The sequence below is a fragment of the Aequorivita capsosiphonis DSM 23843 genome (assembly GCF_000429125.1).
Classification (GTDB): domain Bacteria; phylum Bacteroidota; class Bacteroidia; order Flavobacteriales; family Flavobacteriaceae; genus Aequorivita; species Aequorivita capsosiphonis.
In genome coordinates this window covers 427,396-447,962 of the sequence record NZ_AUBG01000001.1, presented here as the reverse complement: position 1 = coordinate 447,962, position 20,567 = coordinate 427,396, and the positions used below count along the sequence as shown (strand labels likewise).

The 20,567-nt window shown below is 37.3% G+C and carries 19 protein-coding genes; 9 read left to right on the top strand and 10 right to left on the bottom strand.

Going from position 1 to position 20,567, the window contains the following annotated elements:
* Positions 1 to 13: 13 nt before the first annotated feature.
* Complete coding sequence (locus G440_RS0102270) at positions 14 to 982, bottom strand: Gfo/Idh/MocA family protein (RefSeq protein WP_026449816.1); 969 nt, start codon at positions 980 to 982, stop codon at positions 14 to 16.
* A 389-nt stretch (positions 983 to 1,371) separates the two neighbouring features.
* On the opposite strand from G440_RS0102270, the gene G440_RS0102265 reads away from it, so the two are divergent.
* On the top strand, positions 1,372 to 2,013 hold the full coding sequence (locus G440_RS0102265) for a protein-L-isoaspartate(D-aspartate) O-methyltransferase (RefSeq protein ID WP_026449815.1): 642 nt from the start codon (positions 1,372 to 1,374) through the stop codon (positions 2,011 to 2,013).
* Here G440_RS0102265 and G440_RS0102260 read toward each other — a convergent pair.
* The 5 genes from G440_RS0102260 to G440_RS19295 all read right to left on the bottom strand — a co-directional run bounded on the left by G440_RS0102260 (position 2,010) and on the right by G440_RS19295 (position 7,207).
* Positions 2,010 to 2,528 (bottom strand): GNAT family N-acetyltransferase, encoded by a 519-nt coding sequence (locus G440_RS0102260; RefSeq protein WP_026449814.1) that lies wholly within the window; start codon positions 2,526 to 2,528, stop codon positions 2,010 to 2,012. The genes G440_RS0102265 and G440_RS0102260 overlap by 4 nt on opposite strands.
* Positions 2,529 to 2,602: 74 nt before the next feature.
* A complete protein-coding gene (locus G440_RS0102255; protein ID WP_084426532.1) occupies positions 2,603 to 3,376 on the bottom strand; it encodes a dienelactone hydrolase family protein in 774 nt (257 codons plus the stop codon).
* Positions 3,377 to 3,507: 131 nt separating this feature from the next.
* Entirely contained in the window at positions 3,508 to 5,988 is a 2,481-nt protein-coding gene (locus tag G440_RS0102250; protein ID WP_026449812.1) for a DUF5686 and carboxypeptidase regulatory-like domain-containing protein, read from the bottom strand.
* A gap of 115 nt (positions 5,989 to 6,103) precedes the next feature.
* Positions 6,104 to 6,568, bottom strand: a complete 465-nt coding sequence (gene smpB / locus G440_RS0102245) for an SsrA-binding protein SmpB (RefSeq protein ID WP_026449811.1) — start codon at positions 6,566 to 6,568, stop codon at positions 6,104 to 6,106.
* Between the two features lie 66 nt (positions 6,569 to 6,634).
* Positions 6,635 to 7,207, bottom strand: coding sequence for a SixA phosphatase family protein (locus G440_RS19295; protein WP_051285081.1), 573 nt, complete (start codon positions 7,205 to 7,207; stop codon positions 6,635 to 6,637).
* Positions 7,208 to 7,553: 346 nt separating this feature from the next.
* On the opposite strand from G440_RS19295, the gene G440_RS0102235 reads away from it, so the two are divergent.
* On the top strand, positions 7,554 to 8,324 hold the full coding sequence (locus G440_RS0102235) for a T9SS type A sorting domain-containing protein (RefSeq protein WP_026449810.1): 771 nt from the start codon (positions 7,554 to 7,556) through the stop codon (positions 8,322 to 8,324).
* A 94-nt stretch (positions 8,325 to 8,418) separates the two neighbouring features.
* Here G440_RS0102235 and clpB read toward each other — a convergent pair whose 3' ends face one another.
* Positions 8,419 to 11,019 (bottom strand): ATP-dependent chaperone ClpB, encoded by a 2,601-nt coding sequence (gene clpB / locus G440_RS0102230; RefSeq protein ID WP_026449809.1) that lies wholly within the window; start codon positions 11,017 to 11,019, stop codon positions 8,419 to 8,421.
* A gap of 305 nt (positions 11,020 to 11,324) precedes the next feature.
* On the opposite strand from clpB, the gene ytxJ reads away from it, so the two are divergent.
* The 3 genes from ytxJ to G440_RS0102215 are packed head-to-tail and all read left to right on the top strand — an operon-like array spanning position 11,325 to position 12,270.
* A complete protein-coding gene (gene ytxJ, locus G440_RS0102225; RefSeq protein ID WP_026449808.1) occupies positions 11,325 to 11,717 on the top strand; it encodes a bacillithiol system redox-active protein YtxJ in 393 nt (130 codons plus the stop codon).
* A 32-nt stretch (positions 11,718 to 11,749) separates the two neighbouring features.
* The gene (locus G440_RS0102220; RefSeq protein WP_034258784.1) at positions 11,750 to 11,974 is read left to right on the top strand and encodes a hypothetical protein; all 225 of its coding nucleotides are present in this window, start codon (positions 11,750 to 11,752) and stop codon (positions 11,972 to 11,974) included.
* A 5-nt stretch (positions 11,975 to 11,979) separates the two neighbouring features.
* On the top strand, positions 11,980 to 12,270 hold the full coding sequence (locus tag G440_RS0102215; RefSeq protein WP_026449806.1) for a type II toxin-antitoxin system RelE/ParE family toxin: 291 nt from the start codon (positions 11,980 to 11,982) through the stop codon (positions 12,268 to 12,270).
* Positions 12,271 to 12,275: 5 nt separating this feature from the next.
* On the opposite strand, the gene G440_RS0102210 is transcribed toward G440_RS0102215, so the two are convergent.
* Positions 12,276 to 13,460: a hypothetical protein gene (locus tag G440_RS0102210; protein ID WP_026449805.1), complete on the bottom strand. Its 1,185-nt coding sequence runs from the start codon at positions 13,458 to 13,460 to the stop codon at positions 12,276 to 12,278.
* A 157-nt stretch (positions 13,461 to 13,617) separates the two neighbouring features.
* The gene (gene fahA / locus G440_RS0102205; RefSeq protein ID WP_026449804.1) at positions 13,618 to 14,898 is read right to left on the bottom strand and encodes a fumarylacetoacetase; all 1,281 of its coding nucleotides are present in this window, start codon (positions 14,896 to 14,898) and stop codon (positions 13,618 to 13,620) included.
* A gap of 276 nt (positions 14,899 to 15,174) precedes the next feature.
* Here fahA and glyA point away from each other — a divergent pair, with 276 nt between their 5' ends.
* The 4 genes from glyA to G440_RS0102185 all read left to right on the top strand — a co-directional run bounded on the left by glyA (position 15,175) and on the right by G440_RS0102185 (position 18,958).
* Positions 15,175 to 16,449 (top strand): serine hydroxymethyltransferase, encoded by a 1,275-nt coding sequence (gene glyA, locus G440_RS0102200; protein WP_026449803.1) that lies wholly within the window; start codon positions 15,175 to 15,177, stop codon positions 16,447 to 16,449.
* Positions 16,450 to 16,584: 135 nt separating this feature from the next.
* Positions 16,585 to 17,844 (top strand): hypothetical protein, encoded by a 1,260-nt coding sequence (locus G440_RS0102195; RefSeq protein WP_026449802.1) that lies wholly within the window; start codon positions 16,585 to 16,587, stop codon positions 17,842 to 17,844.
* Between the two features lie 124 nt (positions 17,845 to 17,968).
* A complete protein-coding gene (locus tag G440_RS0102190) occupies positions 17,969 to 18,463 on the top strand; it encodes a GNAT family N-acetyltransferase (protein ID WP_026449801.1) in 495 nt (164 codons plus the stop codon).
* Positions 18,464 to 18,478: 15 nt separating this feature from the next.
* Positions 18,479 to 18,958 (top strand): nucleoside deaminase, encoded by a 480-nt coding sequence (locus tag G440_RS0102185; RefSeq protein ID WP_026449800.1) that lies wholly within the window; start codon positions 18,479 to 18,481, stop codon positions 18,956 to 18,958.
* Between the two features lie 67 nt (positions 18,959 to 19,025).
* Here G440_RS0102185 and G440_RS0102180 read toward each other — a convergent pair whose 3' ends face one another.
* Positions 19,026 to 20,558, bottom strand: a complete 1,533-nt coding sequence (locus tag G440_RS0102180; protein ID WP_026449799.1) for a hypothetical protein — start codon at positions 20,556 to 20,558, stop codon at positions 19,026 to 19,028.
* Between the last annotated feature and the right edge of the window lie 9 nt (positions 20,559 to 20,567).

The following is a 20,567-nucleotide window of genomic DNA, read 5'->3' as shown; positions in this document are numbered from 1 at the left end:
TGTCATCCGACATCTAGATTTTCTTAAAATTTTCAATAATCAACATGGCTACCCGAAGTGCTTCTGTCCCTTGTCGTAACGTAACTTCTGGAGTTCTGTCAGCTTTTATCGCTTCGTAAAAACTTTCCAGTTCGTCAAGAATGGCGTTATTGGCAACTATTTCCGGATTTTCGAAATAGATTTGCTTTTTAATCCCCTCGGCATTGGTCAAAATCATTGCATATTCGTCAAGATCTGTAGGAGCGTCTTTCATTTTAACCACTTCACATTGCTTTTCAAGAAAATCTACCGAAATATAGGCGTCGCGTTGAAAGAAGCGCGCCTTTCGCATTCTTTTAAGTGAAATACGGCTGGCGGTTAGATTGGCCACACATCCGTTTTCGAATTCAATTCGCGCGTTGGCAATATCTGGCGTTTCACTGATAACCGATACTCCACTTGCGTTCACGCCTTTTACGGGGCTTTTTACAACACTCAAAATCGCGTCTATATCGTGAATCATTAAATCCAAAACAACTGAAACATCGGTTCCACGCGGATTGAATTCTGCAAGCCTATGCGTTTCAATAAACATTGGATTGATTAGCTTATCCTTGATGGCTTGAAATGCGGGATTAAATCGTTCTACTTGGCCTACTTGTCCACGAACATTGTACTCATGTGCCAAATCTCGAATCTTTTCAGCTTCGGAAACAGTTTGTGTAATCGGTTTTTCAATAAAAAGGTGTTTACCAGCTCTGATTACTTTTTCGGCACATTCATAATGCTTGCTAGTGGGGGTTACCACCACCACCATTTCACTGGCGTCTATAAGGCTTTCCATGGAGGGAAAGCTTTTGTATCCAAATTCAGAGACTATTTTTTCCGAAGCATTTTTATCTGCATCATAGAAACCCACAAGTTCATATTTAGTGGATTGTTGCAGCAATTTTAAGTGTATTTTTCCTAAGTGACCAGCACCTAGAACTCCAGCTTTCAACATTGGCATGTGTTTTTCACAAATGTAATGGTTTTAGAGGAAAAGTTTAAAAGAAGGGAGGGGTAAAAGTTGAGGAGTCGATAAGTTTAAAAGAATTGGGAGTAGGGGCGACTCGCGTAGGGGGCTCGCGAGTCGCCCATACTGAGTTGAGGAGGTGTAGCAAGTTAATAAATTTAAGGGTTTATGGGTTCAATTATTTGGAATGTGATGTTTGATTTAGATTTTTGTTATTTGTTGCTTGGAATTTGGAATTTAATTTAGTTTTTATCATTTGGTGCTTTGCATTTTTTGGTACTTGTAACTTGGAGCTTACCTGTCTTATTTGGTTACTTTGTAAAGTCGGATATCTCAGGGCTGACATCTCAAGTATAACATCTCAAATCTAATCAAAATTGAAAGATACATTTACCCATCAAGGAATGCGAAAAAAGTTGGTAGAAATCCTTAAAATGAAGGGGATTGCCGATAAAAATGTGTTGTTGGCTATTGGTAGGATACCGCGACATCTTTTTATGGACTCTGGGTTTGTGGGCCACGCTTATGTGGACAAGGCATTTCCCATAGCGGCAGATCAAACCATTTCACAGCCTTATACTGTTGCAAGGCAAACAGAACTTCTTGAAGTTAAGCGAGGAGATAAAATTCTTGAAATAGGAACTGGAAGCGGATATCAAGCGGCAGTGCTTTTAGAAATAGGAGCAAGGTTATTTACTATTGAAAGACAAAATGAACTTTTTAAAAAGACAAAATTATTTCTTCCCAAACTGGGTTATAAACCTAAACGAATGATTTTTGGCGATGGATATGTTGGGCTGGAGGAAGAGGCACCTTATGACGGAATTATCGTTACCGCCGGAGCTCCTTTTGTGCCAAATCCGTTGTTGGCACAATTGAAAGTTGGAGGAAAATTAGTGATTCCTGTAGGCGAGAATGTGCAGATAATGACAGTCTTTTTACGCAAATCTGAGACCGAATTTGAGAAGGAAGAGTATGGAGAGTTCCGTTTTGTACCACTCTTGGAAGACAAGAACTAACGGTTTAAGTAATATATAGCATTGTCTTGGTTATCAGGGTCTATAAATACGTAACTTGGAATAAATCCAAGTTGTTTTAGTAGCTTTTTTGAAGGAATATTCCTATAATCCGTGTAAGCTTCTATGGTTTGTAACCCATAGCGATTAAAGCCAAAATCGATAACGGCTTTAAGCGCTTCACTCATTATTCCCTTGCCGTGAAACTCTGGATCTAGGTCGTAACCAACTTCTGCAGTTTTCTTATCTTCTGATAAATTCCAAAGGCAGATTGAACCTAGTAAAACCTGTGAATTTTGAAGCATTATGCCCCAAAAGATAGATTGGTTTGTTCTTATTAATGCAGTTATTTTCTCGATATGCGCAACCGCCATTTCAAAAGTTTGGGGTTGAGGTCTTTTTATAAATTTATTAATTTCTTTATCAGAGCGAAAGTAATGTACCCGCTCAGCGTCTGAGGGCTGGATCTTCCTTAGATAAAGACGTTCAGTGTTTAGAAATGGAAATGGTATGGCCATAATGATTTTTCTCTGTGTTCACTTCCTCCAGCAGACAGGTCTGTGACTCTGTGGTGAATTTTTATTTTTAAAGTTTAGTTCTTCTTTAAAAATTTAATCAACTCATCAAAAGAGTCTTTTGCGGCTTCTTCATCATATTTTAAAAGGTATTGCTTTTTGCTTATAAAGGGAATAAACCTGAAGTATTTTCCTTTTTTTAGACTTTTTACATCATAGCCGTGATAGGCATCTGCATAGATTTTAATGCTTGCGTTTTCGGCTACCAGATATTTTAAAATATCCTCAGATTTCACAATTCGATCTTTGCCTCCGGTCATGATTAGCACTGGAACTTTTGGTTTAAGTTGTATTTCGTAACCATTTGCAGGATAGAAAAGTGCGATTGATTTTATATGTAACTTTTTTAGTTCTTCTACATCGTTTGAAAGTGGAATTAAGCCTAAGCCTGCACGAGACCAACCTACGATACTTCCCTGTGAATCTGGATCAATATCTCCATTCCTTTGCGCCCATTTTAATGCTTCTTCAAGCGTCCAAAGTATTTGCGCTGGCTCTTCTTCCTTTACGTCTCTTTTGGAAGCTTTATAAGCCGCAACATTGTCCACGAGCAAAACTGAAATACCTTCTGCATTCAATTTTTTGGCTACATCAAAATAATGGGTCGTGTCTTTAAAAATTCGCAAGCCGCCAGTTCCCGGAAGAAAAACCGCCCACTTTGAGGCATCGTAGTCTTTCGCTTTTTGAAAATGGAAGAAGTCTGCCATCTTTGCGTCTTTCGGTACTTTCTGCATTGGAATGCAGCTTGTGAAGAGGGAAGAAGCTAGTAATATTTTTAGAATAGTTTTCATGATTTCTTATTTTGTAATGAATCCTCTCTGTAGTTCTCTGCGATCCTTTGCGTAACTCTGTGAAATAGCTATTGCGCAGCGGTGCGCAGAGAAAGCACAAGGTTTCCAAAGAAGGCGGTTATCTTTAATTCTTAAATACCCAATAAATCCAAAAATTTCAACCCAAAGATAAATGCGCCTTGACTGCCGCCGTTGTAGTAAGACCGCACATAATCTACCCGAAGCAATCTAAATTTTCCAAAGCCAAGGTTATCAATACCTACGGAAATTTCAGAATATGGTTTTCTTTCTTCCGTACTTAAAAAGTGAGCTCCAGCTACCAGGTTGAGGTTCAGCTGATTTATTCCAGGAATTTTCCCTAAAATCCATCCTCGGAAATCATGTTCCAAATGTCCTTCAAAATAACTTTTATTCGTGCTGAACTCATAATACGGCATCAAGTTAAAAACATTGGTATAATTAGGCGAAGTGCCCACCCGTGTTTGGTTTCCGTTGAAATGTTTATAATCAATAAACGATATTCCTTCGCCGTTTGCAAACGTCCCTCCCTTTAGGTTGTAATAGAACTGGCCTTTGTTGCTAAGCGAAATAGATTGGTTCAAACTCGCTTCAAACTGTGTGTAATCATAATTAGATTCCGTAATTCCAGCTCCATTTTCTACTGAAAGATTCAGTTCTGGGAATTTATCATCACCAATATTAAACTTCATATCAGGGTTAGAAAAATACTTTTGGGCGAAATTGATACGTGCCCGTACCTTGCTTTTTACAATATTATGCTCCGTTATCGCAGGATTGTTAAAATCATTTGGCGCGAGCGGATTGTTACTGCTGTAGCTTACGCCATCATTTGGGATGGTAACATAGTCCGTATTGTTAAAGACTGGTTTCCGGTTTTCATATCCTGCCGCTGCGTATAAGTGAAGCCCATTTAAAACCTCTTGGCTATAACCAATTCTTCCGTAATTAAGCTCGTAAAGCTTCATATAGTTCCGTTCAAAGAATAGGGTCGATACTGTGTTAATGAGGGTTGAAATGGGTTCAGAATCGTTAAACTGGGCAACTTTACTTCCTCCTGAGGTGGAAATCCGCAATTTATCTTTCCAGTTGAAATTTCTAAGAATACTGGCAGTAAACCGAACTCTGTCCTCAGTTATTCCATAATCAGCTCGAATAGCTGCTCCTAGGGTGTTTGTTTTGTTGTCGTCATACCATTTGCTATAGGTTATTCCAGCTTGACTATTCCAACCTTGAACGGTATTAAAATTGATTTTTCGAATTGGACCTTCATAACCAACGGACCATTTTTTAAAGGAATTTTTATAAGTATAGCCTGTAAGAATACTGAGAACTCCCACTTTGTTTGATTTTGTGTCTAGGGAATCTAAATACGGTTTTGAATGCCGCAGCACTTGAAGACTGTCTTTTTTGATATAATCCTTTAGCTCTTCATTTGTTAGCGGAACAGGACGGCTGCCTCTCCAAAAAATACTGTCTTTTTTGTTGGCTTCCGGTTTAAAGGAAAGCACTTCATTGGTAAATGTCTTTTTTGTGAATTGAGGTTTAAAGTCGTAATTGCTATAAACTGCTATAAAACCACCTTCTCCCTTCATTCCCAAAAGGCCAAAACCAAAATCGATAGTCTGTGAAATCTTGATCCAATAGTCATATTCTTGATCAAACTTATAGTTTTGCTTCACCTTTAAGTCGCTCACAAAAGGCACTTGAATGGCCGCGCCGGTGGTGGAAAGCTCTGTTCCGTATAATTGCCAATCGTCTTCCACGATATAGATATAGCCTTGCCAAACCCTGTCTTTAGGCCGTTTTGGAATTACCTTGATTTTGTTGATGAGTTTAGGCCCTTCGTAAAAAATACCGTCCAATTTGTAATTATAGTAGCTCAATGCATTGTTCGCAATTGGTGAAACCAAGGCGGCGTTGAGTTCCACAGTATTTTCATAAAATGAAATGTTCGCACTCTGAGCACTGTTAAAACTAAAGCCATTGTCATTTCCACTTACTTTACTAGCGATTATTTTTTCGGTAAACTTATCTGGTTTTTGATAGGCAATTTCTGAAATGGTTTCCGAAAGATAAATGATTCCCGTTCGCGTAGAATCTAACATTCCGTCAAAATCGCCCACTTCTTGCCCCATGATTTTTTCGGGAACGTTTTTTACTTTCCAAAGTCCACGCGAATAAAAATCGGCCGTATATTCGCTCAACCTGTCTAGATTTTCCTTTCGTTGGGCAATGGTTTTACGGATAATGCGATATGCGGGGTCTTCGGAAGTGTTTACGACGACTTCATCCAAACTGGTTGATTCTTCTTCAAGAGAAACATTTAAAATGAATGGGAAGGCCGTGGGGGCAATAGTTTTGGTTAGCGTTTTATAGCCTAAAAATTGAAAGATGACTTTGTATTCAGCTTTTTCAGAAATATTTAAGGAGTAATTTCCATCGTCATTGGTGGTGGTGCCAATGTAACTATTTTGAAGGTATATATTGACGTAAGGAAGCGGCTGGCCTTCCGTATCGGTCACTTTCCCCACTATTTGCGCAGAAATAGTTGTGGACAAAAAAAGAAAAAGAAGAAGTAGTCTTGTTTGCATTTAGTATTTTGAAAAGTTAAATAAACTACTGCAAAATACTAATAAAAAAACATCGAATTTGTTAAAATAGTCATAGCATAGGCTTATTCTGATAATTACGATCCGTCACCCATGATCAATTATTAAACGCCTTCTTAATTCTGCTGAGTTGTTTTTTAGAATCGCGATCTTTGATTGCTTCCCGTTTGTCAAACTCTTTTTTACCGCGACAAAGTGCAATATCCATTTTCGCCAAACCTTTGTTGTTAGTGAAAAGCACAAGCGGAATGATAGTCAATCCAGAGTTTTTCACTTCTTTTTCCAACTTTTTTAATTCGCTTCGGTTTAATAGAAGTTTGCGTTCGCTCTTTGGAACGTGGTTATAGTGGGTTGCGTGGCTGTATTCCTGAACGGTCATGTTTATCACGAAGAGTTCATGGTTGCTGAATTCGCAAAAACTTTCTGCAATGGAAGCTTTCCCTTCGCGAATTGCCTTTATCTCGGTTCCTCGCAAAACGATGCCTGCAGTAAAGGTGTCGAGGATTTCATACTCAAACCTCGCTTTACGATTTTTTATTTTTACGTTTTTCTGAATTGCCATAGCTGCAAAAATAGAATGAATAATGAAGAATGTATAATTTATAATATAAAATCCTTCATCATTAGCTTATTCCACTGAAATAGTCTCCACTTTTTTGTCATCGCCATCGATGGTTACCTTAAAAAGAGTTGCGTTATCCTTATCGTCCATCTCGGTGAATTTTTCTTCGTTGATAAGATTATTCGCCAAATAGGGGATGGTATTACTATGACCAACAATAAGAACTTTTTTGCCGTTCGTTTTCTTTAAAAATTCTTCAGAATAAATGGTGTTGGGATTGTATAATTTAGGGGTGATCATTTTCTGCTCCGCGATAAGCGAAACGGTTTGTTTTGTTCGGATATATTTGGTTTCAAATATTTCATCCAATTTAATAGGCTCGAAATAAGCTGTCCAGACCTTGGTGCGTTCCATTCCAGCTGAATTTAAACTTGGATCTTGGTTTTTTGGATCTGCGCGGTCTTTTTCGGCGTGACGGATTAGATAATAGGTTGCGTGAAAGGATGGGGTAGAAGCTATATCGATAGCTTCAGATGTTTTGCTTTCTGAATTATCTATTTGAGGCTTTGCATTTTCTATTTTCTGCCCACAAAAAGTAAAAATTGGCAATAATGTTAGTATTAAGATCAAATGCTTCATATTCTTGTGGTTATAATGAGAGTTTTTAATATTTATTAGCAAAGTTATAACTAAAACCAGTAAATTTTTACTATTTCCTTATTATAAATAACAAGTGAAGCGTTGTAACTTTACAAGGCAGAACAAAAACCTAATATCTTAGAATAAGAAAGAATTAGAGATTCAAAATGACAAGCGGTAACATTATCTAAGCTTTAATTACCGCTTTATTTGAAGCCAAGACCCATCGAAGTTTTACATTGTGAAATTTTTATGGGTCTTTTATCAATTTTTTATAATGAAAAGGTATTTTAATTAGATTAGTGCTTAACTTTGTGTTATATAAATTGTAAAACTTTCAAATATTATGAAAAAAATTACATTAATTCTATTTTTATTTACTTGCTTGGCAAACGCGCAAGTTAACAATTACAACGTTGGCGATGTTGTTGATGATTTTACCGTAACAGATACGGAAGGAAATGAATACAATATGTATTCTCTTATAGCTGAGGAAAAGTTAGTTTGGCTCGATTTCTTTTTTGTAGATTGCGTTCCCTGCCAAGGATCAGCACCTACATTTAACGAATTTTTCGATACTTATGGCTCAAACGCAGGGAACGTATTTTGTCTTTCTGTTAATAATGGAAATGATAATAATGCTCGGGTTAGACAGTATGAAATAGATTTTGGAGGCCCTTTTAATCACGCACCAGCTATAAGCAACGAAGGGGGAGGACCAGCTGTAGACAGCGATTTTGGTGTTAATGCCTATCCTACCTTTTGTTTGATAGGTCCTGGAAACATTTTATTGGAAAAAGACATCTGGCCCTTGAATGGAATACAAACCTTTGAAAACACTTTTCCAAAATGGTTTACTCCAACTTTAGGCATAGATGGCGCTGATACATTTCATTTCAATATCTATCCTGTTGTTTCAGAGGGGAATGTAAATATTAATCTACCGAGCTATATGGATTCTTCCGTAGCGATATACAACACTCTTGGACAACAGGTTTTTCAGAATAAATATTCCGAAAAAAATATTGATCTAAATCTTCAACTCTCTCCAGGCATTTATTTGATTAAAGTTGTTGCAAATGCTAATTCAGCTACCAAGAGGATTATTATTCAATAATTTTCCAAGAAATATAGAAATGATCGTCCAACTTTAAAAAACTAAAAAGCCCCAAATATTTCTTTGGGGCTTTTGATTTACATTTAACTTTAATCTACTCAACAAAACTCTCTTGGTTCCTAAACACAAGCGAATCATTAAAACTATCTAAAAGTATAATACTGTCCGTAGTGATTTTTCCGGCGAGTATTTCTTTCGAAAGTTCATTTAGCACTTCTCTCTGAATCACTCTTTTTACAGGTCTTGCACCAAATTGTGGGTCATAACCTTTTTCTGAAAGATAGGTAATTGCCTCTGGAGTTGCGTCGAGTACAATATTCTGTTTTAACAACATTTTGGAAACACCTTTTAGTTGCAGTTCCACAATTTTGTGGATGTCTTTTTTTGAAAGTGGCGTAAACATGATGATGTCGTCAATACGGTTTAAAAACTCAGGACGCACCGTTTGTTTTAGCAATGCGAGCACTTCTACTTTGGCACCTTCCATTGCAGTGTCAGGGTCTTTAACGGCCTCAAAACGTTGTTGGATGATGTCGCTTCCCATATTACTAGTCATAATAATGATTGTATTTTTAAAATCTGCAACACGACCTTTATTATCAGTCAATCTACCTTCATCCAAAACTTGCAACAAAATATTAAACGTGTCTGGATGTGCTTTTTCAATTTCATCAAGCAAAACCACGCTATAGGGCTTGCGACGAACGGCTTCTGTTAATTGTCCACCTTCTTCATAGCCCACATATCCTGGAGGTGCGCCCACCAAACGGCTCACGCTGTGACGCTCTTGGTATTCGCTCATATCAATACGCGTCATAGCATTTTCATCGTCAAACAAATATTCCGCAAGAGCTTTCGCAAGTTCTGTTTTACCAACCCCTATTGTTCCAAGGAAAAGGAAACTGCCAATAGGCTTCTTTTCATCTTGTAAACCTGCGCGACTTCTACGAATGGCGTCACTTACTGCAATAATTGCTTCATGTTGGCCAACCACACGTTTATGAAGTTGATCTTCCAAAGTCAAGAGTTTTTCACGATCGCTTTGTAACATTTTGGTAACTGGAATTCCAGTCCATTTTGCCACAACTTCCGCGATATCTTCTCGCGTAACCTCTTCTTTTATCATGGAAGTGCCTTCATCATTTTCAGCAAGTTGGGTTTCTAATTTGCTTAGGGCAGTTTGCGCATCCTTGATCTTTCCATACCGCAGCTCGGCAACCTTTCCAAAATCGCCATCCCGTTCGGCGCGTTCAGCTTCTAATTTGAACTCTTCAATTTGGGTTTTTAAACTTTGAACATTGTCTACAACTTCTTTCTCACTTTGCCATTTTGCATTTAGTTCATTTCGATCTTCTTTTAAGTTTGCGAGCTCTGAATGAAGTGCCTTCAGTTTGGTTTCATCATTCTCGCGTTTAATGGCCTCGATTTCAATTTCGAGTTGCATAATCTTTCTGTCCAAAACATCTAATTCTTCTGGTTTGGAATTAATTTCCATTCTAATTTTTGACGCAGCTTCATCCATCAAATCAATCGCTTTATCAGGAAGAAATCGATTGGTGATATATCGTTCTGAAAGTTCCACAGCCGCAATAATCGCTTCGTCTTTAATTCGAACTTTATGATGGGTTTCATATTTTTCCTTAATCCCACGTAGGATGGAAATTGCACTTTCGGTATCTGGTTCATCCACAACCACGCGTTGAAAACGGCGTTCCAATGCTTTATCTTTTTCAAAATATTTTTGATATTCGTCTAAAGTAGTTGCACCAATAGCGCGCAATTCGCCACGTGCGAGCGCTGGTTTTAGAATATTGGCCGCATCCATGGCGCCTTGTCCGCCTCCTGCACCAATAAGCGTGTGGATCTCGTCAATAAAGAGAACAATATCGCCATCACTGGAAGTTACTTCTTTAATAACGGCTTTTAGTCGTTCCTCAAATTCACCTTTATACTTTGCACCGGCAATCAAGGCACCCATATCCAGTGAATAGATGACTTTTGATTTTAGATTTTCGGGTACATCACCATCTACGATTCTGTGGGCAAGACCCTCTGCGATTGCGGTTTTACCTGTACCGGGTTCACCGACCAACATAGGATTGTTTTTTGTTCTTCGAGAAAGAATTTGTAAAATTCTTCTTATTTCCTCATCACGGCCAATAACAGGATCTAATTTCCCGTCCCGTGCTAATTGGTTAAGGTTTTTCGCATATTTATTTAAGGAATTATAGGTTTCCTCAGCACTTTGCGAAGTAACGTTCTCTCCACCGCGTAACTCCTGAATAGCGGCTTTCATACCTTTTTCAGTTACGCCTTGATCTTTGAGGCTTTGGGCAATTGCGCTTTTTGAATTTAGAATTGCCAATAAAAGATGCTCTATGGAAACATATTCATCATTCATTTTTTTGGCAATATTGCCAGCGTCAATAACCGTTTTGTTGGCTTCACGAGAAAGCATAATCTCACCTCCTGAGACTTTTGGAAAGCTCTCCAATTGTTTGTCTAAAATCTGTTTTAGCGTAACTAAATTTACATTCAGCTTCTTTAAAATGAATGGCGTTACATTTTCATCAACCTCAAAAATCCCTTTGAGAATGTGTTCGTTTTCTATTTGCTGATGGCCAAAACCCTGCGCGATTTGCTGCGCCTGCTGGATGGCCTCTTGGCTTTTAATGGTAAAATTGTTAAAGTTCATATCTGGTGTTCTTTATTGTTATTATTTGTTGTCGAATAGTTGCAAACCATTCGTCTTTGCCTAAGAGCTGATTCTTCGGTTCCACTCAGGAACAGAAGGATCATTATGGTTATTGAGTACTTCGACTGCGCTCTGAATGGACTTCGTCGAAATGCAAATACAAAGCCATATTAAAATTAAGACAAAATGTCGGTCGTAACGCCTTATTTAACAGTCATTATGACGGTTTTAACAATGGGTTTTTTTATCATTTCTTTTAGAAGATAGTATTCTATAACATGTAGCTTTGTAAAAAACAGAATTCAATGGGATTATTAGATATATTTAAAACGCCAAGAGATATTGTTAAAGAAGAAATAGTAGAAATTCCTTGGCATGTATTGGGCGAAATGGATCAACTGGATGAAATAGTGGAGCAATCCAAAACCAAGCCGGTCGCCATATTTAAGCATTCTACTCGCTGCGGAATAAGTCGAGGGGTTTTAAAATTGCTAGAGAAAAACTACCAACTAACAGACGATCAGCTAAAGCTTTACTACTTGGATCTTTTACAAAATCGCGATATCTCAAATGAGATTGCGGCTCGCTTTAAAGTGCCACATGAAAGTCCACAAATGATTGTTATAAAAAATGGAATCGTCGTGCACACCGAATCTCACCACGGTATCGATGCTTCGCATTTGGAGAAGTTTGTTTAATATATTTTCTTAAATTAGCTAAAACTGATTTTATGGGAACTACCGAGTTGAAAAATAGTCTTTTGGAAATGATGAGCGATATTCAGGACGAACAATTGCTTCAATCCTTATACGATTTTCTAAAAAGCCATAAAATTAGTAAAACGTCACTTTTATGGGATAAGCTTTCAGATAATGAAAAGGAACAGGTTCTTGTAGCTTTTGAAGAATCTGAAATTGAGGAAAATTTAATTCCATATAAGGAGGTTTTTAAGTAATTCCGATGGAAATCCTTTTCACCAAACGAGCCTACAAGAACTATAATTCTATTAAAGATCATATTTCAAGTAAATTTGGACCTCTAGTTACCGAAGCATTTGAGAATAAGATGTTTGATTTTTTGGAGCTTTTAAAAAACTTTCCAGAATTGGGAAGTTTAGAAGTTGCCGAAAAAGGAATCCGTGGATTTCAGTTCAGCAAACAGACTCGTATATTTTACCGAATTAAGGAAAATAAAATAATCATTTTAACTCTTTTTGATGTTCGACAACATCCTGATAAAAAGAAAATATAGTTTATTTAGTTGAATGAATTATCCTTCAAAATCTCCTTAAACCTTTCTTTTATATCTGTTCCCGCGTCAAAAACCATTTGTTCGTTGTTGGGAAAAGGGATGAAATTATTTACAATTAGCGTTCTGTCCTCGGCAGTTAATGCTCGCTGATCACCACGGTATTTTGCAAAGACGTTTTCAAAAATAAATTCAGAAGAAAGCGGAAAACTATTCAATTGTTTTCTTCTACTCAAATCTTTATATACTACCGCGCCACCTACAAGGACACTTTTTTGCTGGCTGGTAATAGTTATGGTCGCAGAAACGTTGATAAACTTGTCAATTTTAATCGGGTTCCCAAGACTGTCCTTTACAATATTTCCTCTTCTATCGCGTCTGTAATCAGATCCATCCTTAACACGTGCGTTTCGCGTGTATTGTCTATCTGAAATGCGTTCCGGTGAAATCTGAATGGTTTGGAAATTTAGATCTACACCTAAATAATAATTAATTCCCTGCTCGAGTTTGCTATGGTATTCTGTCCAAAAATCATTGAGTCCATAGGTGTTGAAGTCCAATAAATCCTGTTCCAACCTAAAAGGAATAAACTGTTTGGTATGATTGTTTAATGCTACAAAAACAAAATCCGTTCCTTGAAAATGGGTATCTTTTTTTAATTGGAATACATCTTTGTAATTTTGATGAACTTCATCCAATTCACATAAAACATCGTAAGCACTCCTGGAATCCTGTTTTGTGTTTCGCTGTATGTAAGCAATGGCTTCCTGATATAAGGACTGAACATAAGAATCTTTCGCCGATAATAAATCATTGGAATAATCAGAGAAAACAAAATTTGCATTTCTTCCCATGTCAAGACTATACAGCGGAAGCAGTGGACGGATTAGGTTTTGCCTAGCTTGCATATCTAAGTAAGTATAATATAATTCTTTTGCGTTCCTTGGATTATTTTCTTTTTTCAGAAATGCAATGTGACGCGTGTCATCATCCTTTGCTTTTAAGAAAGCTTCTTCCAAAAGACGTATGTGGGCATCATATTCTTTGGCGCCTTTATCTTTTTGAAGTTTTTTGACAGCCAATTCAATAGCTTCGTTATAATCTCCTTGGGAGACGAATTTTTGAGTGCGTTTCACACTGTTACAGGAAACGCTGAAAAGTGCAGTAAAGAGAAGGAAGTAGATTGTCTTCATAATAAAATCATTTGGTTATGAAGGCTAAAATACAATAGTAGTGCCAATTTTCATTAGAATGTTTCTTTTGAAAATGATCAGCGGAAAAATTAAACTAAAAATGCACGAATGTTTAAAGAAAAACATTCGTGCATTCGTGGCAATCGAAAAGTTGAAATTACTGCTTTATTGCAGGAAGCAACTTAGCTCTACATTCACCAAAACCGATACGTACATTTTCGTTTTTGCAGAAACCTTTTAACGTAACCGTGTCGTTATCATTTATAAATTTTCTTTCAGAGCCGTCCGATAGTTTTATGGGGTTTTCACCGCGCCAAGTAAGTTCAAGCATGGAGCCAAATGAATCTGGTGTTGTTCCAGAAATGGTGCCGCTACCCATCATGTCGCCGCTGTTAACATTACAGCCGTTAACGGTGTGATGCGCCAACTGTTGCGACATATTCCAATACATATATTTGAAATTGGAAGTAGCTATTTTATTTTCGTCTCCATTTTCAGGCGCTATTGCAACTTCTAATTGTATATCGTAGCTTTTCTTTCCTTTATACTGAAGGTAGGGGAGTTGTTCCATTTCTGGTTTTGGTCCTTCTACTTTAAAGGGTTGCAGCGCATCCAAAGTAACGATCCAAGGGGAAATAGATGAAGCGAAATTCTTGGCTAAAAATGGTCCCAGTGGAACATATTCCCACTTTTGGATATCGCGAGCGCTCCAGTCATTTAAAAGAACCAAACCGAAGATATGTTCCTCAGCTTCATTAACTGGAATAGGTTCTCCCAAAGCATTTGCATCTGTAGTGATAAACGCCATTTCTAGTTCAAAGTCGACCATTTTTGCAGGACCAAAAACAGGTTCCGTCGCGCCGTTTGGCATTGTTTGTCCCCAAGGTCTGCGAACGTTGATTTCGCTAGGGATTATTGAAGAGCTTCTTCCGTGGTATCCTACAGGAATATGAAGCCAGTTTGGCATCAAGGCGTTTTCTTTTCCACGGAACATAGTACCTACGTTTGTTGCGTGCTCTTTGCTGGAGTAAAAATCGGTGTAATCTCCAACTTGCACTGGAAGCTGCATTTCCACTTCCTCCATAGTGAAAAGAATATGTTGCCTATGGTCTTTGTTTTCGCGAAGTTCTGGGTTTTCCTTATCAAAAATAGCAGCGATACGGTCTCTTACCAATCGCCAAGTTTTTCTTCCGTCACTAATAAAATCATTTAAAGTATCTTGAAGAAATATATCATCGGTGAGTTCAATTCCCTTAAAATAGCCCAATTGATGTAGGGCTCCCAAATCAATAGCATAATCGCCAATTCGGGTTCCAATGGTAATGATATCATCACGTGTCAAAAAAACACCGAAAGGAATATTTTGAATAGGAAAATCTGTTTCTGGCGTTGTCTCGAGCCATGTTTTTCTTTTGGGGTCGTTTGCTGTTATTGGCATTTTATTATTCTTTTGTAATTAAAAATAAAATTAAGTAAAATTATTTCAAATAATTTGAAATCAGTTATTTAATTGCTAATTCGTTTTATTTTCAATATTGAGTTTTGTTAGTAAAATTGTTCGTCAAATATATATATTTCATGATAGTTACCGAATGTAATTAGTATTTTTGGATTTAATTAACTTTCGACGAGGTTTGTTGTTTCGGGTTTATGGTTCTGAAGCGAAATACCTCGTAATTTTTAAACTTTAAACCCCAAACCATAAGCTTTTACTATGAAACGAGACGAACAAATTTTTGAATTAATAGAAGAAGAAAAACAACGCCAATTAAATGGGCTGGAGCTAATTGCTTCAGAGAACTTTGTAAGCGGACAAGTTATGGAAGCTGCAGGTTCCGTTCTAACTAATAAATATGCTGAAGGCTATCCTGGAAAGCGCTACTACGGTGGTTGCGAAGTGGTAGACGAGGTGGAGCAACTAGCTATTGACCGCGCAAAAGCACTATTTGGTGCCGAATATGCAAACGTGCAACCGCATAGTGGGTCACAAGCAAATACGGCTGTTTTCGCAGCATGTCTAAAACCAGGCGATAAATTTTTAGGTTTTGATCTTTCTCACGGCGGGCATTTAACCCATGGTTCTCCAGTTAATTTTTCAGGAAAACTTTACCAGCCTGTATTTTATGGTGTTGTAAAGGAAACTGGCCTGATAGATTATGATATGGTGGAAGCCATGGCGATAAAAGAGAAGCCGAAAATGATAATCGCGGGTGCCTCGGCATACGGACGCGAAATGGACTATAAAAGGTTCCGTGAAATTGCAGACAAAGTTGGCGCGTTATTGATGGCCGATATTGCGCATCCTGCGGGTTTGATCGCCAAAGGAATTATAGGAGATCCACTTCCGCATTGTCATATAGTTACCACAACTACCCATAAAACCTTGCGCGGTCCTCGCGGTGGGATGATAATGATGGGTAAGGATTTTGAAAATCCATTTGGTCAAAAATTGAAAAACGGAAAACTTAAAAAAATGAGCTCCTTATTGAACAGTGCTGTTTTTCCTGGGAATCAAGGTGGACCACTAGAGCATATAATTGCAGCTAAAGCCATTGCTTTTGGCGAAGCTTTGACGGATGACTTCCTTCATTATATGGTGCAAGTAAAGAAGAATGCAGCAATAATGGCACAGCGTTTTATGGATAAGGGATACGATGTTGTTTCAGGTGGAACTGATACTCATGTGATGCTGATCGATCTTCGCAATAAGAATCTTTCCGGAAAGGAAGCTGAGGAAGCATTAGGGAAGGCAGATATTACTGTGAATAAAAACATGGTTCCCTTTGATGACCGATCTCCATTTGTAACCAGCGGAATTCGTGTTGGAACAGCTGCGGTTACAACCCGTGGTTTGGTGGAAAAAGATATGGGGAAAATTGTTGATTTGGTAGATGAGGTGATTTCAAACCGTGACGATGATGCCAAACTTGAAAGCATTGCCGAAAAGGTAAATGAAATGATGTCCGGATTACCATTGTTTAAAATGTAAAGAATATTCATCTAAATTTTATATAACCTTCAGTTAACCGCTGAAGGTTTTTTTGTTTTCAACGCAACCTTTCAGCGTTTTTAAGACTATAAGGTAAAGAGTTTAAAATCTTAAAATACATTAAAACCTATTGTTATGAAAAATATATTCTTTCTTCTATTGTTTTCCGCGATTCTGTTTAGCTGTTCAAATGATGTAGATGATACAGGTTCAGGATTGCAAGATTTCACTATAACCATTCATGTTGATCCCGATTATCGCTTTTCCAACTTTACTCAAAGCCTGACAGCCTTTCTTAGTGATGAAAGCGGATCAATTCTAGCCAGAGGCGAATTACAAATAGGTGAAACACTAACATTAAGTTATTCGGGAGAACCATCAGCTATTTACGACTTAAGTTATATGAAATATGATTATTTGGATTTTGTGGACGAGGATCTTTTTTCACTGAAAACTTTTTCAGATGTTGAGCAAGGAGATTATACTATATTTCCCAGACAGGCTATAGAAAACTCGAACGACGAAATTTATATAAATCTAGAAAATACAGGTTATCCCTGTGAAGTAACTTCAAGTACAACAAGCGCTGGAACTTATGGCCCTGAAAATGGAGGATATTATAAATTCCGTAGTAATTTAAAAGGTTCTCCTACAAGTGATTTTTATGTTTCCTTTAAAAGTCCAAATGACCAACTTGATAGATATTTTTGGCAAGAAGATATTGAAGAAGGTTCTATCTTCAATATTGACTATAATACATTGCCAGAAATTGAAAATATCGTGACTGTTCAATCTCCTTCTAATAACATATATAATTATGGACTTGAAGGTTTGGTTAATGGGATGACTAACAATATATACCAACCTATTCGAGAAGGAAATTATCCAAGTGGAATGACTTCACTTTCAATTCCGGTGGCTACGAATGTTTTTGACAGTTATTTGTTCCGCGTTAGTTTCGGTAATGATAATTTTCAATACTTTAAAGATATAAATGCACCTACAATTCCTACTTCTATTGCTACACCAGAAATAAGTTTTGTGGTAAATAATCAATCTGCCTCAAATTTTAATATGACTACTAATGGCGATGCCACTCTTTACAACGTGATTTTCCGTGGATCAAATTCAAGTGAAACCGTATTTATGTCGCATTCTGTATATGGCGAAGTCGCTCCCGAGATAACTTTTTCTAAGAAAAATGTACGAATTAATATTCAACAATCTTATCCAAAACTTAGAGATTTTCAAACATTACCGTTAGGCTCGGTTTTGTTGAGCCATTATAATACACTAAGTTTATATAAAGATATTTTGAAGTATAGAATTCAGGGCAATGTATATGAAATCCCCGAAAATGGTATTTATGAAGGTGTGTCTAAAAAATATGATTAGAGCAGTTTGTTTGATTTTTGATAAAAACCTTCAGTTGAAAAGCTAAAGGTTTTTTTAATTGAGGGATTCAGCAAGCTTCAATTATTTATCTTTGATACTCCAAACACTTTCTTCATATTAACCGATGAAAATAGAAACCGACCGACTTATTATACGCAAATATACACGTGATGATGCGCATTTCATTTACAAACTTATGAATAGCGAAGGCTGGCTTAAAAATATTGGGAATAGAAATATTAATTCCATTCAAGACGCCGAAACCTATTTGCTGAAAAATTACATACCTAGTTATAAAAATCAAGGTTTTGGTCCTTATTTGGTTACATTAAAGGATGGTTCGGAAATTGGTTCTTCAGGACTTTACCAACGAGAGAATCTTGACCATCCAGATATTGGTTTTGCTTTTTTGCCCGAATATTTCAATAAAGGCTATGCTTTTGAGGCGGCTCATGCAATTATGAAATATGCTTCGGAAGATTTAGGAGTTCATAAAATAGTCGGTTTTACATTGCCTGAGAATGCTTCCTCCATCAAGCTTTTAAAGAAATTAGGACTTTCAGAAGTTGGAACGTATTCCTATGGTGATGATGAGGAGTTATTATTATTTTCAAATTAACATTAAAAATAAAATATGATTACGGAACAAGACAACAGATTTATAAAACGCGCCATAGAGCTTTCTGAAAAAGGAATGGATTCCCAAGCAGGAGGACCATTTGGCGCTGTAGTGGTTAAAAATGGCGAAATAATAGCCGAAGGATTTAATGCTGTTACTTCTAGTAACGATCCAACTGCCCATGCGGAGGTTGTTGCTATTCGAAAGGCTTGCGAGAAGTTAGGATCTTTTCAATTGGATGATTGTATTATATACACTTCCTGCGAGCCTTGCCCAATGTGTTTGGGCGCTATTTATTGGGCAAGACCCAAAGCGGTTTACTATGCTTGCACCAAGGAAGATGCCGCCGAAATTGGTTTTGACGATCACTTTATCTATGACGAAATAGATAAAAAGATTGAAGACCGAAATGTAAAGTTTATCAATCTGGATAGGGAGGAAGGCCGAAAAGTTTTTAAAAAGTGGGAAGAGAAAGAAGGGAGAGTAGATTATTAATATAATTACACTTCATATTGTATCAAAAAACCCGTCTGCTTGGACGGGTTTTTTTGATTGCGTTTTTCTAATCTTCCGGAAAGATAGTTGCTTGATAAGCGCCGGCGTCTGGTTTTGTTGGAGGAGAAGGTCTTACAATGCCATTCAAATCTTTAGAAGGGCCAACGCCAGGTTTCCCAATTCCTATTGCGCCAGATTCTCCAGCTTCAATATTGAAATTGTTCATTTCCGTATTTTGGAAAATTGGATCAATATTAAACTTTGTTTCAGGATATAATGCTTCATTGCTAAAATCATATAAAGGATTATCCGCAAATTCGCCTGTGGGATCTTCAAAGCGTACAAGAGAGTTTTCAAATTTAAAATTGAATGCAGCTTGATCGTTTTTGAATAAGGAAAATTCACGACGTTCGTTTCCGTAGATAATACAATTTATGAAATCTGCTTTAATCAAATCTGCAACAAATAAGTCTTCATTGGTTTCAAAAATGTTTTCAATGGAAACAGTGGGGAAAGATCTAAACCCGCCAGTCCAATAATTGGCAAATGTGGCATGTTTAAATTCGTAACTACCCCCAAGTTGGATAGCTAATGAAGTTTGGCCACTGTTGTTAATCACCAAGTTTTCGGCTTCAATAAAACCCGTTCTTGAAAGTAAACCAACGTTGGTGCTATTATAAATTTGAACGTTACTCAAATTTAGCGGACTCGCATCCACTAAAATACCAACGGTGCTGTTTTTTATTGTGGTAAATTTAAATTCATTGTTTACGCTTCCTTGGGTGAGCCAGATATAACCCCATTGGCCAGGAATATCGGCAAACCCTGGTTCTAAGCGATCCCCCTGAAAGATTACTTCATTTTCCATAGCTTCCCGATCAGCGCTTTCGCCTCCTAAAACTTTCATGGTTCCATTTTGCGCAACTAAAATACCGCTGGAATTATGAAAATGAACTCTTGCACCTGCTTCTACAGTAAGTGTCTTATTGCTGGGGACTGCTGCAAAGCCATATATTACATACGGTTTTTCGTTAGTAAAAGTTAGTTCATCATCATCAAGGAAAAACCCTTCAATTTCTACGGCATCATCACCTTCGCCTAGGGTAAGTGTTTCAATAGTGCCATCGGCATATTTTTCAGGATAGAGAAAAACGGCATCTTTTACAAGCGTAACCAATTCTACTTTCTGTTCGTTACCGCCAGTATCAAACAGGAGTTGATCGGTATAAAGAAAATCTCTTGCGTTAGTGGGTAGATTATTGATATCCAGCGTGGTTTCAATAAATATAAAAATGCTATCCTTTGCAAGAATTTGTACATTTTCAAAAATTCTACCGGGAACGCCATCAACATTTAAGCGATAGTTAGAGCTTTCACCTTGGGATAAACGAACAGATGGAATATTAATATCGTCATTACTTCGGTTGTAAACCTTTAGATTATAGGTGCTGGAACCAATGTTCGTAAACACCGTGTCCAGATAAACCGTGTCTTTTGAAAACTGCAGACTTCCAGTGCTGGCAACAGTTTCAAAATCGTTGCGGCAAGAACTCCACAATACTAGGCAGCATAAAATCGCCAATCCATATAAATACCTCATTCAAGTAAA